Here is a 14,372-nt window from a genome sequence, read left to right on the forward strand (position 1 = left end):
TCAATGCTACCCGTGCGCTCCTGGGCGGGGGCCGGGCGTCGCCCGTCGGCGCGGCCGTACGGTCGCCTGACCGACGGCCAGGGGGTGTCAGATGCCGCGAGCGCCGGTGTCGAGGAACCGCGCCACCGCGGGCGGGACGTACGGCGAGACATCGCCACCGAGACCCGCCACCTGACGCACGAGCGAGCTCGAGACCAGCGCATGAGAGGGGTCGGGGAGCAGGAAGACCGTCTCGACGTGGGCGAGGTCGCGGTTCACGATCGCCATGGGCGTCTCGTACGCCACGTCGACCTGCGACCGGATGCCCTTCACGAGCACCTTCGCTCCCACCTCGGTGCAGTAGTCCACGAGCAGGCCCATGCTCCACGCGGCGACGATCACGTCGCCCTCGACGCCCGCCTCGGCGATCGACTGCTCGAGCAGGCTCTGCCGCTGAGCGATGGGGAGCATCGCCTCTTTGCCCGGGTTGTGGACCACGAGCACGTGCAGCTGGTCGAAGAGACCCGCCGCGCGCCGGATCACATCGAGGTGACCGAGCGTGGGAGGGTCGAACGAGCCGGGAACGACGGCGATCCGGGGGTTCATGCCGCCAGCCTACCGATGCGACCGGGGCAGCGACCCGACGGTCAGGACTTCGCCAGGGCAGCGCGCTCCTCGACTCCGACACGGCGCTCGAGGGCGGCGGCGAGCCCGGGATGCCGGCGCAGAGCCGGATCATCGGCGAGAAGTCTCTCGCCCTCGGCGCGGGCCTCGGTGATGAGGTCGGCGTCGGTGACCACTCGCAGCAGACGCAGCGACGAACGCGCTCCCGACTGCGCGCCGCCGAGCACGTCACCTTCGCCGCGCAGGTCGAGGTCGACCTCGGCCAGGGCGAAGCCGTCGAGGGTCGCTGCCACCGCCTCGACGCGTGAGCGCGCCGAGGTTCCGGGCGAGGCTTCGGTCACCAGCAGGCAAAGGCCCGGGAGCCCCCCTCGCCCGACGCGTCCGCGCAGCTGATGCAGCTGCGAGACGCCGAAGCGATCGGCTTCGAGGATGACCATCGTAGAGGCGTTGGGCACGTCGACGCCGACCTCGATCACGGTGGTGGCGACGAGAACGTCGATGTCTCCGCGCGCGAAGGCCTGCATCACGGCGTCTTTCTCGTCGGAGGGCATCTTGCCGTGGAGGATCTGCACGCGGATGCCGCTGAACGTCGGCAATCGCGACAGCAACGCCTCGACCTGCACGACACCCCACCGCGTGCGGGCGCCCTCGGCGGCGGCGGCCGGTGCGTCCGCCGGTTCGTCGGTCTTCTCGTCGGCGGTGAGCTGGTCGGAGTCGATCGCGGCGCACACCACGAACGCCTGGCGCCCGAGGGCGACCTCTTCGGCGATGCGATCCCACACGCGGGCGAACCAGGCGGGCTTCTCGGCGAGCGGAGCGACGAACGACTGGATGCCGGCTCGCCCGGCCGGCATGGTGCGGATGGTCGAGACGTCGAGGTCGCCGAACACGGTCATGGCGACGGTGCGCGGGATGGGGGTCGCCGTCAGCACAAGCGTGTGCGGAGAACTGCCTTTGGCGCGCAGCGCCTCGCGCTGGTCGACGCCGAAACGGTGCTGCTCGTCGACGACGACGAAGCCGAGGTCGGCGAAGGTGGTGGTCGCGCTCAGGAGCGCGTGAGTGCCCACGACGATGCGCGCCTGGCCTGAGGCGACCCGCAGGGCCGCGCGGCGACGCTCTGCCGCCGGCATCTGCCCGGTGAGCAGGGTCGGCATGACCTCGGGGGCGAGCTCGGGACCGAGCATGCGGGCGATCGAGCGCAGGTGCTGACCGGCCAGCACCTCGGTGGGGGCGATGAGGGCGGACTGCCCGCCGGATTCGGCGACCTGCAGCATCGCGCGCAACGCCACCAGCGTCTTGCCCGATCCCACCTCGCCCTGCACCAGACGGTTCATGGGCCAGTCGGCGACGAGGTCGGCCTCGAGTTGGGCGCCGACGCTCTGCTGGTCGGCGGTCAGCTCGAAAGGAAGGATCGCGTCGAAGCGCTCGAGCAGACCCCCGGGCGCCGCCGGCCGCTTGGTCGCCGACAGCGCCCGCACGAACTGCCGCTGCTGGAGCAGGGCGGTCTGCAGCACGAAGGCCTCGTGCATGCGTAGGGTCGCGATCGCGGGCGGGATGTCGTCATCGGTCTCGGGGCGATGGATCTGCTCGAACGCCGCGCGCGCCGGGAGGAGACCGCGGCGAGCTCGCAGGTCGTCGGGCAGAGGGTCCTCGACCTCTCCGAGTCCGTCGAGCACGAGCGAGATCGTCTTCTGCACGAGCGTGCTCGGGATCGAGCTCGTCGCGGGATAGATCGGGATGGGCCGCTTCGCCGTCACCTCGGCCTCGGCGCGAGCCTCGGCGATGTCGTCGAACAGCTCGTAGTCGGGATTCGTCAGCTGCGTCTGGCGGCGGTACTCGCCGACCTTGCCCGAGAAGATGCCGCGGCGCCCCGGAGTCAGGTCCTTCAAGCGCCAGGGCTGGTTGAAGAAGGTGAGCGACATGCGCCCGTCTCCGTCGCTGATGACGACTTCGAGCAGCGAGCCGCGGCGGTTCTGCATGCGACGCTCGTTCGCGCTGACCACCTCGGCCACGATCGTGACCGGCTCGCCGAGCGGGAGGGAATCGATGGGCGTGAGCTCACCCCGACGGGCGTAGCGGCGGGGGTAATGCTCGAGCAGCTCACCCACCGTCTTCACGCCGAACGCCTTCTCGAATGCCGTCGCGGTCTTGCCGCCGATGGCGCCGTCCAGGCGCGACGCGAGCGAGAATCCGGGCATGCTCCGAGTCTAGGCAGGCCCCCGGACATCGCCGTTCGCTCGCGCGCACGGGACCGCCGCACCGAGGACCCTAGGCTGGAGAGGTGACGCGCATCATCTCGGGCCGGGCCGGAGGCACGGTCCTCGACGTGCCCCCCAAGGGCACCCGCCCCACGAGCGACCGCGTCCGCGAGTCGCTCTTCGGAGCGCTCGAGTCCGCGGGCCTGCTCGACGACGCACGCGTGGCGGATCTGTTCGCGGGCTCCGGCGCCCTGGGGCTCGAGAGCCTCAGCCGCGGTGCCTCCTCCGCGGACCTCGTCGAGCTGTCGGCACCCGCCGCTGCCCTCATCCGCAAGAACGCCGAACGGGTGAAGACGGCCGGCGTCACCGCCCCCGCGCGCGTGCACAAGGCGAACGTCACGACGTTCCTCTCGGCATCCACCCTCGAATGGGACCTCGTCTTCCTCGATCCGCCCTACGACCTCGCCGACGACGAGCTCACGAAAGCGCTCGTCGCGCTCGCGCCGCGCCTGCACCCCGACGCCACGGTGATCGTCGAGCGGGCGAAGCGATCCGCCGCCCCCGAGTGGGCCGCCGCCGGACTCGAGGCCGAGCGCGACCGCGCCTACGGCGACACCACGATGTGGTGGGGACGACCGCGAAGCGTCTGATCCCTCAGCCGCGACCGGCGTCCCAGTCGCGGTAGGGATCCCAGCCGCCCCGGCCCGACCAGGGATGATCGTCGACGGTGACGGCTTCGCTCCCGCGCGCCACGACCGTTCCCACACGACGGCCCAGCGGGTCCGCTTCGGCGGCGAACGTCACGAGGAACCCATGGTCCTCTCCCCCGCCGAGCGCGCGGTCGGGGTCGTCGCCGAGGGTCGCGGAGTCGAGCGCGATCGTGACCCCCGAGGCATCGGCCAGGCGCGTGGCGTCGAGGACGAGCCCATCGGAGATGTCCATCATCGCGGTGGCCCCCGCATCCGCGGCCCGCAAAGCCTCCGCGATCGGCGGTCGCGGCGTGAGCTGGCGAGCCAGTCCGCGCGCGTCGTCGGCACCGAGCGCCGCCCGGGCCTCGGACGTGATCACAACGGGAGTGCCGTCGGCATCCCGGAACCGCGCGAAGAGCACATCGAGTCCCCGCGCGGCCTCGCCGAGCTCGCCGATCACGTAGACGCCGTCTCCGACGCGGGCACCGGAGCGACGCACGGGATCGCGGCCGTCGAGGCTCCCCAGGGCCGTCACGGCGATGGTCAGGGTGTCCGAGACCGTGAGGTCGCCGCCCTCGACCGCGCAGTCCGGTGCCAGTTCGGCGCAGGCCGCCGCGAGGCCGTCGGCGAACCCGCGGACGAACGAGACAGGAGTGTCGTCGGGCATCGCGAGCGCGACGAGCAGAGCGATGGGGCGCGCACCCATCGCGGCGACATCGGCGAGGTTCACCGCCGCGGACTTGAAGCCGAGATCGAACGGCGACGACCACGCCAGCCGGAAGTCGGGCCCGTGCACGAGCGAGTCGGTCGTCGCGACGACCCGCCCGTCGGGAACAGACAGCACAGCGGCATCGTCACCGGGCCCGACCGGGGCGGTCGACGGCGGAAGACGGTCCAGGATGCCGCGCAGGATCTGTCCCTCGGACAGCTCGCCCACAGTGGTTGCACGGGTGGTCTCGGCGTCGGTCACTCCCCCACGCTATTAGCCTGGAGGGGTGCCCCGCTCCTCCCGCCTCCTCGCGCTCCTCGCCGCCGCCGCCCTCCTCCCCGGGCTCGCGGCGTGCAGCACCACGGTCGCGATGCAGCCGGCCAAGGACGCGAACGACCCGGCGTGCGCCGAGATCACCTCGCGACTGCCCCAGACGATCTCGGGGCAGAACCGCCGCTGGACCGACGCGCAGTCGACCGGTGCGTGGGGAGATCCCGCCGCGATCCTCATGACGTGCGGGCTCGAGACGCCCGGCCCGTCCACCCTGCCGTGCCGCCCGTTCAACGGCGTGGACTGGCTGGTCGACGAGTCGCAGGCGGCCGACAACCGGTACACCCTGACGACGTTCGGGCGCAGCCCCGCGGTCCAGGTCTACCTGGACTACAAAGAGGCCAGCAGCGCCGATGTGGCCCAGGCCCTCGGACCGCTGATCAGCCAGTACCTGCCGTCGACGGGCGCCGTGTGCACCTCGGCGTCCGACGTCGCGCCCTCGCCGAGCCCGACGCCGTAGGGCGCGCCGCGTCCGATCCCGCGTGCACAACCGCGGGACTCTTCCCGACACACCGGCGTCACCGACCCCGGCGACGGCGCGCCGCCGGCCCGGCCCGCCGTTGCGCACGGCGAGCCGGGCCGCGACTCAGGCCTTCGCGAGGGCCGCGTCGAGCAGGTCGCTGATGAGGTCGGGGTAGGACAGGCCCGAGGCGATCCAGCAGGTCGGGAACATCGAGATCGGCGTGAACCCGGGCATGGTGTTGACCTCGTTCACGTAGAACTCGGTGCCGGTGTAGAAGAAGTCGACGCGCGCGAGGCCCTGGCCACCGATCGCCTCGAACGCCTGGGCGGCGATCCGCTGCATCTCGGCGAGCTCACCGTCGCGCAGGTCGGCGGGGCACACGAGCTCGACGCCGGCAGCCCCGAGGTACTTCGCCTCGAAGTCGTAGAACTCGCGTCCCGTCACGACGATCTCGCCGGCGACGCTGACACGCACCGGTCCGCCATCCCGCCCGGGGAGCACGCCGCACTCCACCTCGCGACCGACGATCGCCTTCTCGACCAGCACAAGGCCGTCCTCGGCGAACGCGGTGTCGAGAGCGGCGTCGAGGTCGTCCCACTGCGACACCTTCGTGACGCCGACGCTGGAACCGGCCTCGTTCGGCTTGACGAACACGGGCAGGTCGAGCGCGTGGATGCGGCGCTCCCACAGCGAGCGGTCGCGCGCGAGATCGGCGCGGGTCACCGCGACCCACGGCACCACGGGCACGTTCGCCGCGCGCAGCACCTGCTTGGTCACGTGCTTGTTCATGCCGATCGCCGACATGAGCACTCCGCCGCCGGCGTACGGGATGCCGAGCAGCTCGAGCAGCCCCTGCACCGTGCCGTCCTCACCGAAGCGGCCGTGCAGGATCGGCAGGACGACGTCGACGTCTCCGAGGGAGCGGGTGCCCTCGGCATCCGTCACCGTCCACTCGCGCGAGAGCGTCGAGTCGGGCAGGCGAACGCGCGTGCCGTTGTCGCGCACCTCGGGTAGCGCGTCGGGGATCAACGCGAACTTGTCGGGATCGTCGTCTTCGAGAACGAAGGCGCCGTCGCGGGTGATGCCGACCGGGATGACCCGGAAGCGGTCACGGTCGATCGCCCGCAGCACCCCGCCCGCCGTGGCGGAACTGATCGAATGCTCGCTGGAGCGCCCGCCGAAGAGCACCACCACCACCGGTTTGGTCATTCTGCGTCCTCTCGCCCTGCGGCTGGTCGTCGTCTGTCGTCAGGTGCGGTGCGATGTCGCGCGGGTCCATGGTCCCGTCCAGCACCATCTTGACCTGCTGCACGATGGGCATGTCGACGCCGACCTGCTTCGCGAGTTGTAGGACGGGCGCGACGGATGCCAAGCCCTCCGCGGTCTGCTGCATCTGGGTCACGACCTCTTTGTATCCGTAGCCCTGGCCGAGCAGGCGCCCGGCGGTGTTGTTGCGGCTGAGCGGCGACTGGCACGTCGCGATGAGGTCGCCGAGGCCGGCGAGGCCCTGCAGGGTCTCGGGCTGGGCGCCCTGCGCCACGGCGAAGTCGGTCATCTCGACGAGGCCGCGCGTGATGATCGAGGCTTTCGTGTTCTCGCCGTAGCCCACGCCGTCGACGATGCCGATCGCGACGGCGATCAGGTTCTTGAGCACGCCGCCGAACTCGGTGCCGATCACGTCGGTGTTCACGAACGAGCGGAAGTACCTGTTGCGCGCGCGGCGGGCCACGGCCTCGGCGGTTTCGGGGCTCAAGGAGCTGATGACGGCCGCGGTGGGCTGCTCGCGGGCGATCTCGAGGGCGAGGTTGGGACCGGATGCCACGGCGATGCGGGCCGGGTCGCACTGGAGCACCTGTTCGATGACCTGGCTCATGCGCAGGCCGGTCGACTTCTCGACGCCCTTCATGAGCGAGACGAGCGGCACGTCCGTGCGCTCGACGAGGGGTCGGATGGCCGCGAGGTTCTCGCGCAGCGACTGACTCGGCACCGACAGGAAGATCTGCTCCGCGCCGTTCAGCGCCTCGGCGAGGTCGGTGGTGGCCGTCATGGTCCGCGGCAGGTTGATGCCCGAGAGGTAGCGGCTGTTGCGCTTGGACTCGGTGATCTCTGCGGCCAGCTCGGGGCGGCGCGCCCACATGACCACCGAGGCTCCGCCGTCGGCGAGGATCTTGCCGAACGTCGTGCCCCAGCTGCCCGCGCCGACGACGGCGACCTTCGGTCCGGCAACCGGCACGGGGCTCTTACGGCTCAAGGCGACCCGTCTCGTTCTGCCCGTGCTGCGACGGGTTCCAGCGCTCCGCGGGAGCGGGAAGACCCCGGATGCCGGAGAGCATCGCGGTGATCTCGTTCATCATCGCGTCAGTGGCCTTCGTCAGGGTGGCCGGCTGGGTGCGCGTGGCGGCGTAGGCGCTCATGTCCATGGCGGGGCCGAACTCGACGATGACGTGCGAGCGGCGGGGGAACTTCAGCTTCCCGTACCGCGGGAGGATCTGCTGCACGCCCCACTGCGCCATGGGGATGAGCGGCAGATCGGCGGCGAGGGCCAGGCGAACCGCCCCGGTCTTGCCGCGCATCGGCCACAGGTCGGGGTCGCGCGTGAGGGTTCCCTCGGCGTACACGATCACACCGCGGCCGTCGCGGGCGATCTGCTCGGCAGCTTTCATCGACTGGTTCGCGCTGGTCGAGGCCCGCGGCACCGGCACCATGCCGGTGGCACGGAGCGCCGCACCGAGGACGGGCACCTTGAACAGACTCTCTTTGGCCATGAACCGCGGGGCGCGACCGAGCCGCCAGACGGCGACGGCCACGATCACCGGGTCGAACTCCGAGTTGTGGTTCGGAGCGATGACGTAGGCGCCCTCGCTCGGGAGGTTCTCGCCCCCGCGGATCTCGATCCGGGCGAACAGGCCCGTGATCGGCACGATGATCGCCGCGAGCGGCCAGAAGGCGCTCGGCTTCGTCTTCTCGGGCGAGGCGGCCACGGATCAGCCCACGACGTCGAAGTCGGCGTCGAGAGCGGTCAGCTTCTCGAGGAACTTCTCGTAGCCCCGGCGGATGATGCCGATGTTGCGCACGGTCGACTCGCCCTCGGCGGCCAGGGCCGCAATCACGTAGCTGTAGCCGCCGCGCAGGTCGGGGACCTCGACGTCGGCGCCGTGCAACGGCGTCGGGCCGTTGATGACGGCCGCCTGCTCGAGGTCGCGACGCGGCACCCGACGATCGGGGCTCGAGATGCCCTTGGGGTGCACGACGATGTCGGCGCCCATCTTGTTGAGCGCCTCGGTGAAGCCCAGGCGGTTCTCGTACACGGTCTCGTGGACGGTGGAGGTGCCGGGGGCCTGCGTCAGGGCGACGATGAGCGGCTGCTGCCAGTCGGTCATGAAGCCGGGGTGCACGTCGGTCTCGACCATGACGGGCTTGAGGGCGTCGCCGCGGCGGAACAGGATGCCGTCCTCGCGGACGTCGAACCAGCCGCCGGCCTTGCGGAAGACGTTGAGGAAGGTCAGCATGTCCTGCTGGCGGGCGCCCTTGGCGAAGATCTCGCCGTCGGTCGCCAGCGCGGCACAGGCCCACGAGGCGGCTTCGTTGCGGTCGAAGATCGCGCGGTGGTCGTAGCCGACGAGCTTGTCGACGCCCTCGATGAAGATGACGCGGTTGGGCTCGTACGAGATGATCGCGCCCATCTTCTGCAGGACGGCGATGAGATCCATGATCTCGGGCTCGATCGCGGCGTTGCGCAGCTCCGTGACGCCCTTCGCGCGGACGGCGGTGAGCAGGACCTGCTCGGTCGCGCCGACGCTCGGGTAGGGCAGGGTGATATTGGCGCCGTGGAGGCCGTTCGGGGCCGTGATGCGGATGCCCTCGTAGCTCTTGTCGACGACGGCGCCGAAGGCGCGCAGGGCGTCCATGTGGAAGTTGATCGGGCGATCGCCGATGCGGCATCCGCCGAGGTCGGGGATGAGCGCCTCGCCGAGCAGGTGCAGCAGCGGCCCGCAGAACAGGATCGGGATGCGCGAGGCCCCCGCGTGCGCGTCGATCTCTTCGAAGTGCGCGGCGACCGCGCCCGAGGGGTCGAGGTGAAGCGTGCCCTCCTCGTCACCCTCGGTCACGGTGACGCCGTGCACCTCGAGGAGCGACCGGACGACCTTGACGTCGCTGATCATCGGCACGTCGCGGAGCGTGCTCGTGGTCTCGCCCAGGAGCGCGGCCACCATGGCCTTCGTCACCAGGTTCTTCGCGCCCTTGACCTCGACGGTCCCGCGCAGGGGCCGACCGCCGCGGATCGAAAGAGTTTCGGCCGCCTCCCAGTCGGGCTGTCCGGGGTTCTGGTCTCCGGAGTCGGTGACGAGTGTGCTCATGGGGGGTGGACCTCACTTCGTGGACGAGGGGCGGCAGATCGACCCGATCGGGTCGATCGGGCTCAGCGGACCGGAAGGGTCTGCGGCCGCCATGCCTCGCGGCGCGCCTCGAACTGCGTGATCTTGTCTTCGTCACGCAGAGTGAGCCCGATGTCATCGAGCCCTTCGAGAAGCCGCCACCTAGTGTAATCGTCGATCTCGAACGAGACCTGGAGGTCGCCGACCGTGGCGGTCTTCGCGGTAAGGTCCACGGTCATCTCGATGCCCGGGTTCGCCTCGAGGACGGCCCAGATCTGCTCGACCTCGTCCTCGGTGATCACGCCCGTGACCAGGCCTTGCTTGCCCGAGTTGCCGCGGAAGATGTCGGCGAACTTGGGGCTCAGCACGACGCGGAACCCGTAGTCGCGCAGCGCCCACACGGCGTGCTCGCGGCTGGATCCGGTGCCGAAGTCGGGGCCGGCGACGAGGACGGATGCCGAGCGGTAGGCGTCCTGGTTGAGCACGAACCCGGGGTCCTGGCGCCAGTTCGAGAACAGGGCGTCTTCGAAGCCGGTCTTGGTGACGCGCTTGAGGAACACCGCGGGGATGATCTGGTCGGTGTCGACGGCGGAGCGCTTCAGAGGCGCGGCGACACCGGTGTGCGTGGTGAACTTCTCCATGTCAGGCCTCCGCCCCGGTCGAAACGGTCTCGGTGGGAACGGGGTCCAGATCGGCCGGGCTCGACAGCGTTCCGCGCACGGCCGTGGCCGCGGCGACCAGCGGCGAGACGAGGTGCGTGCGCCCGCCCTTGCCCTGGCGTCCTTCGAAGTTACGGTTCGAGGTCGACGCGCAGCGCTCCCCCGGGGCCAGCTGGTCGGGGTTCATGCCCAGGCACATCGAGCACCCCGCGAAGCGCCATTCGGCGCCGAAGTCGGTGAAGACCTTGTCGAGGCCCTCGGCCTCGGCTTCGAGGCGCACGCGCGCCGATCCCGGCACGACCATGACGCGGACGTTCTCGGCCTTGGTGCGTCCCTCGATGACCGAGGCGAAGGCGCGGAGGTCTTCGATGCGGCTGTTGGTGCAGGAACCCATGAACACGGCATCCACTGGGATGTCCTTCATCGGGGTGCCGGCCTGCAGGTCCATGTACTCGAGCGCCCGTTCGGCGGCGGCGCGCTCGTTGGGGTCGGCGATGTCGGCCGGGGTCGGAACGACGTCGCTGAGCGAGACGCCCTGGCCCGGGTTCGTGCCCCAGGTGACGAAGGGTTCGAGCTCGGCGGCGTCGAGGAACACCTCGGCGTCGTAGACCGCGCCCTCGTCGCTCGGCAGCGTGCGCCAGTAGGCGACCGCGTCGTCCCAGTCCTGGCCCTGCGGGGCGTGGGGCTTGTCCTTGACGTAGGCGAAGGTCGTCTCGTCGGGGGCGATCATGCCCGCGCGGGCGCCGGCCTCGATCGACATGTTGCACATCGTCATGCGCCCCTCCATCGAGAGGGAGCGGATCGCGCTGCCGCGGAACTCGAGCACGTAGCCCTGGCCGCCGTTGGCGCCGATCTTGGCGATGATTGCGAGGATGATGTCCTTCGCGGTGACGCCGGGCTTCAGCTCGCCCTCCACGGTGATGGCCATCGTCTTGAAGGGCTTGAGCGGCAGGGTCTGGGTGGCGAGCACGTGCTCGACCTCGCTGGTGCCGATGCCGAACGCCATCGCGCCGAACGCGCCGTGGGTCGAGGTGTGCGAGTCGCCGCACACGACGGTGATGCCCGGCATGGTGAGGCCGAGCTGCGGGCCGACCACGTGGACGATGCCCTGCTCCTTGTCGCCCAGCGAGTGGATGCGCACGCCGAACTCGTCGGCGTTGCGGCGCAGCGTCTCGATCTGCGTGCGGCTGGTGAGGTCGGCGATCGGCTTGTCGATGTCGAGGGTCGGGGTGTTGTGGTCTTCGGTCGCGATCGTCAGGTCGAGCCGGCGCACGGGGCGACCCTCGGCGCGCAGGCCGTCGAAGGCCTGAGGGCTCGTCACCTCGTGCACGAGGTGGAGGTCGATGTAGATGAGGTCGGGCTGACCGTTCTCGCCCTTGACCACGAGGTGGTCGTCCCAGACCTTCTCGGCCAGGGTGCGAGGGTTCTCGGGAATCGTGCTCATGTTTGCGTTTCTCCTCGGAAGGGGGTGTGAGGCCCGCGACGAACTCCGCGACGAGAGAGGCCTAGAACAAGGTCTCGTCGCGGCCGCTAAGGAGGAGGCGAGCGATCCGCACGTCGTCACGATACCACCGGCGTCCGACACCCCCGCCGCCGGGGACGGGTGGCGGATGCCGCGTCGGCGGCGTCACAGAGCGACGCACGTTTCGCCGCCCGGAGCCCGCGCGTGCGAATCTGGGCCGACCCGAAGGAAGGAGTGCGCCATGGCCGCAGGCGCCGACACCGGTTTCTCCACTCGCCAGGTCCACGCAGGAGCGGCGACCGCGCAGGCGAGCCCGCGCGCGACCCCGATCTACCTCACGGCGGGCTTCACGTTCAGCGACCTCGACGAGTCGGTCGCGCACTTCGGCGAAGGCACGGGCTTCGGCTACAGCCGCACCGGCAACCCCACCGTGCACGCGGTCGAAGAGCGTCTCGCCTCGCTCGAGGGCGGCGACCAGGCCGTGCTCGTCTCGAGCGGTCAGGCGGCGGTCACCGTCGCGCTGCTCGCCCTCGCCGGAGCCGGCGACCACGTCGTCGTGTCGGAGCACATCTACGAGGGCACACGCGGCCTCCTGCTCGACAACCTCGCGCGCCTCGGCGTCGAAACGACCTTCGTCGAGACCGACGACCTCGACGCCTGGCGCGCCGCGATCACGCCCCGGACCCGGGCCCTCTTCGCCGAGACGCTCTCGAACGCCCGCAACGACGTGCTCGACGTGGCCGCGGTGGCGGCCATCGGCGCCGCGCAGGGCATCCCGCTCGTCGTCGACAGCACGTTCACCACTCCGTACCTGCTTCGCCCGATCGAGCACGGGGCCGCAGTCGTCGTGCACTCGGCGAGCAAGTTCCTGGCGGGTCAGGGTGCCGTGCTCGGCGGTGTCATCGTCGATGACGGTCGCTTCGACGCCGCGGCATCCGGTCACCGCTTTGCCCACCTCGTGCAGACCGACCGTCTGGGCGGGGCGAGCTACGCCGAGAAGTACGGCGCCCGCGCGCGCGGGCAGTACATCCGCGAGAGCGTGGCGCCGCGGTTCGGCCCCTCGCCCTCGCCGCTGAACGCCTTCCTGATCGGCCAGGGCATCGAGACCCTGAGCCTGCGCGTCGAGCGGCAGTCGCAGAACGCCCTCGCCGTCGCCCGCTGGCTCGAACAGCGCCCCGAGGTCGAGCGCGTCGACTACATCGGTCTCGACTCGCACCCCCACCACGGTCTCGGTGAGCGCTACCTGACGCGCGGCTTCGGGTCGGTCTTCACCGTCACCCTGCGCGGCGGTCTCGAGGCGGCGCGCCACGTCGTGCAGTCGGTCGAGGTCATCACGCACATGACCCACCTCGGCGACGTGCGCTCGCTCGTGCTGCACCCGCAGAGCACCTCGCACGCCGCCCGCACCGTCGCCGAGCGCGAGCGGGCGGGCGTCTTCCCCGGCACGATCCGCCTGTCGATCGGCATCGAAGACATCGACGACCTGCTCGCCGACCTCGAACAGGCGCTCGTGCGCGTCCCCGTGCTCGAGCGCGAGACGGTCGTGCTGTGAGCCGGCTGCAGCACTTCGGCTGGTTCCTCGCGCGCGGCTTCGGCCCCCACGGGTGGGGCCACCCCTACCTGCGCTGGAACCACCGCTGGACCGAGCCCGGCCTCTACCAGGACTCCGCCCGCACGCTCGAGCAGGCCGGCTTCGACCTGCTGATCGTCGAAGACGCGCCCTCGCTGGGCAGCGCCGACACGATCGACCTGCGCGTGCGTCACGCCTTCGGCGGGCCCAAGCACGACCCGCTGCTGCTCGCACCGTACCTGTTCGCGGCGACGCAGCATTTGGGCGTGGTGCCGACGGTCAACCCGGCCGCGTACCTGCCGTACACCGCCGCTCGACAGTTCGCGACGCTCCAGCACCTGAGCGGCCACCGTCTCGGCCTGAACGTCGTCACCGACACCGGCAGCGCGCGCCACTTCTCGACCGCGCCGCAGCTCGGGCACGATGCGGCCTACGACCGGGCGGAGGAGTGGCTGGACGGCATCCGGAAGCTCTGGAACAGCTGGGGCGAGGGCGCTCTCGTCGCCGACGAAGAGACGGGTGTCTATGCCGACGGCACGAAGCTCGAGGCGGTGCGGCACCGGGGAGAGCACTTCGGCTTCGACGGGCCGCTGAACGCGGTGCCCTTCACCGACGGCGCGCCCGCGATCGTGTCCCCCGGCGGATCCGGCCGCGGCCTGTCGTTCGCCGGGCACAACTCCGACGTGCAGCTCGCGCTCGCACCTCTCGACGAAGAGAGCATCCGGGCGTATCGGGGCCGCATCCAGGACGCAGCCGTTGCCGCGGGGCGAGCGGCGGCCGACATCAAGATCCTCTTCGCGATCCAGCCCGTGCTCGTCTCGTCGCCGGAGGAAGCCGACCGCCTCGTCGCGGCATCCGCTCACCCCGATGACGAGGCGCTCGTCGCCATCGCCCGCAAGCAGTCGAGCGATCTCGAGACCGATCTGACCGGTCTCGACCTCGACAAGCCGCTCGACCGGTCGATCTTCGGCGAGCACGTGTCGGAGGGCAGCATCAAGCGGCTCGTCGGAAAGCACGACGACGACGCTCCCCTGCGCACGATCCTCGCCGCGCACGCACGCGTGGGCCGCCTGGACGACGGCTCCGGCTTCGTGGGGACGGCCGACGAGTTCGCCGACCGCATCGAAGAACTCGGCACGTGGGGCAATGACGGCGTGCTGCTGTGGGGCGACCTGCACCCTGTCACCGTGCATCGCGTACTCGATGACCTCGTGCCGATCCTGCGTCGGCGCGGCATCCTCCGCGAGGAGTACGTCGACGGCGGACTTCAGGCGAATCTGCGCGCGTTCTAGATTCCGGATGCCGTGGCCTCA

General features: G+C 70.7%; 13 protein-coding genes. 4 read left to right on the forward strand and 9 right to left on the reverse strand.

Annotation, left to right across the window (positions count from 1 at the left end; translation table 11 throughout):
* Window positions 1-87 precede the first annotated feature (87 nt).
* The gene (coaD, locus tag OVA26_RS11270; protein WP_074695116.1) at window positions 88-585 is read right to left on the reverse strand and encodes a pantetheine-phosphate adenylyltransferase; all 498 of its coding nucleotides are present in this window, start codon (window positions 583-585) and stop codon (window positions 88-90) included.
* 41 nt (window positions 586-626) lie between these two features.
* Entirely contained in the window at window positions 627-2,801 is a 2,175-nt protein-coding gene (locus OVA26_RS11275) for an ATP-dependent DNA helicase RecG (protein ID WP_268104130.1), read from the reverse strand.
* An 83-nt stretch (window positions 2,802-2,884) separates the two neighbouring features.
* On the opposite strand from OVA26_RS11275, the gene rsmD reads away from it, so the two are divergent.
* Window positions 2,885-3,451: a 16S rRNA (guanine(966)-N(2))-methyltransferase RsmD gene (gene rsmD / locus OVA26_RS11280; protein ID WP_268104131.1), complete on the forward strand. Its 567-nt coding sequence runs from the start codon at window positions 2,885-2,887 to the stop codon at window positions 3,449-3,451.
* Window positions 3,452-3,455: 4 nt separating this feature from the next.
* Here the strand turns inward: rsmD and thiL are convergent, their stop codons facing one another.
* Entirely contained in the window at window positions 3,456-4,460 is a 1,005-nt protein-coding gene (gene thiL, locus OVA26_RS11285) for a thiamine-phosphate kinase (RefSeq protein WP_268104132.1), read from the reverse strand.
* A 25-nt stretch (window positions 4,461-4,485) separates the two neighbouring features.
* On the opposite strand from thiL, the gene OVA26_RS11290 reads away from it, so the two are divergent.
* Window positions 4,486-4,989 carry a DUF3515 family protein gene (locus OVA26_RS11290; RefSeq protein ID WP_056230842.1) on the forward strand — a complete coding sequence of 168 codons (504 nt, stop codon included), beginning with the start codon at window positions 4,486-4,488 and terminating at the stop codon, window positions 4,987-4,989.
* 126 nt (window positions 4,990-5,115) lie between these two features.
* Here OVA26_RS11290 and OVA26_RS11295 read toward each other — a convergent pair whose 3' ends face one another.
* From OVA26_RS11295 to leuC, 6 genes are all read right to left on the reverse strand, one after another.
* A complete protein-coding gene (locus tag OVA26_RS11295) occupies window positions 5,116-6,201 on the reverse strand; it encodes a D-alanine--D-alanine ligase family protein (RefSeq protein WP_074695120.1) in 1,086 nt (361 codons plus the stop codon).
* Window positions 6,101-7,243, reverse strand: a complete 1,143-nt coding sequence (locus OVA26_RS11300) for an NAD(P)H-dependent glycerol-3-phosphate dehydrogenase (RefSeq protein ID WP_268104133.1) — start codon at window positions 7,241-7,243, stop codon at window positions 6,101-6,103. Before OVA26_RS11300 ends, OVA26_RS11295 begins: the two co-directional genes overlap by 101 nt.
* Window positions 7,233-7,973, reverse strand: a complete 741-nt coding sequence (locus OVA26_RS11305; RefSeq protein WP_268104134.1) for a lysophospholipid acyltransferase family protein — start codon at window positions 7,971-7,973, stop codon at window positions 7,233-7,235. The genes OVA26_RS11300 and OVA26_RS11305 overlap by 11 nt, the downstream gene beginning before the upstream one ends.
* A gap of 3 nt (window positions 7,974-7,976) precedes the next feature.
* Window positions 7,977-9,350, reverse strand: coding sequence for a UDP-N-acetylglucosamine 1-carboxyvinyltransferase (murA, locus tag OVA26_RS11310; RefSeq protein WP_074695123.1), 1,374 nt, complete (start codon window positions 9,348-9,350; stop codon window positions 7,977-7,979).
* Window positions 9,351-9,412: 62 nt separating this feature from the next.
* Window positions 9,413-10,009 carry a 3-isopropylmalate dehydratase small subunit gene (leuD, locus tag OVA26_RS11315; protein WP_074695124.1) on the reverse strand — a complete coding sequence of 199 codons (597 nt, stop codon included), beginning with the start codon at window positions 10,007-10,009 and terminating at the stop codon, window positions 9,413-9,415.
* Between the two features lies 1 nt (window position 10,010).
* On the reverse strand, window positions 10,011-11,471 hold the full coding sequence (leuC, locus tag OVA26_RS11320; RefSeq protein WP_268104135.1) for a 3-isopropylmalate dehydratase large subunit: 1,461 nt from the start codon (window positions 11,469-11,471) through the stop codon (window positions 10,011-10,013).
* Window positions 11,472-11,730: 259 nt separating this feature from the next.
* Here leuC and OVA26_RS11325 point away from each other — a divergent pair, with 259 nt between their 5' ends.
* Together OVA26_RS11325 and OVA26_RS11330 are read left to right on the forward strand one after the other, a co-directional pair.
* Window positions 11,731-13,041: an O-acetylhomoserine aminocarboxypropyltransferase/cysteine synthase family protein gene (locus OVA26_RS11325; RefSeq protein ID WP_268104136.1), complete on the forward strand. Its 1,311-nt coding sequence runs from the start codon at window positions 11,731-11,733 to the stop codon at window positions 13,039-13,041.
* The gene (locus OVA26_RS11330; protein WP_268104137.1) at window positions 13,038-14,351 is read left to right on the forward strand and encodes an LLM class flavin-dependent oxidoreductase; all 1,314 of its coding nucleotides are present in this window, start codon (window positions 13,038-13,040) and stop codon (window positions 14,349-14,351) included. The genes OVA26_RS11325 and OVA26_RS11330 overlap by 4 nt, the downstream gene beginning before the upstream one ends.
* Window positions 14,352-14,372 lie beyond the last annotated feature (21 nt).

Origin of the sequence: Microbacterium sp. SL62 (assembly GCF_026672635.1) — a bacterium.
In the GTDB taxonomy this organism is placed as follows: Bacteria; Actinomycetota; Actinomycetes; order Actinomycetales; family Microbacteriaceae; genus Microbacterium; species Microbacterium testaceum_A.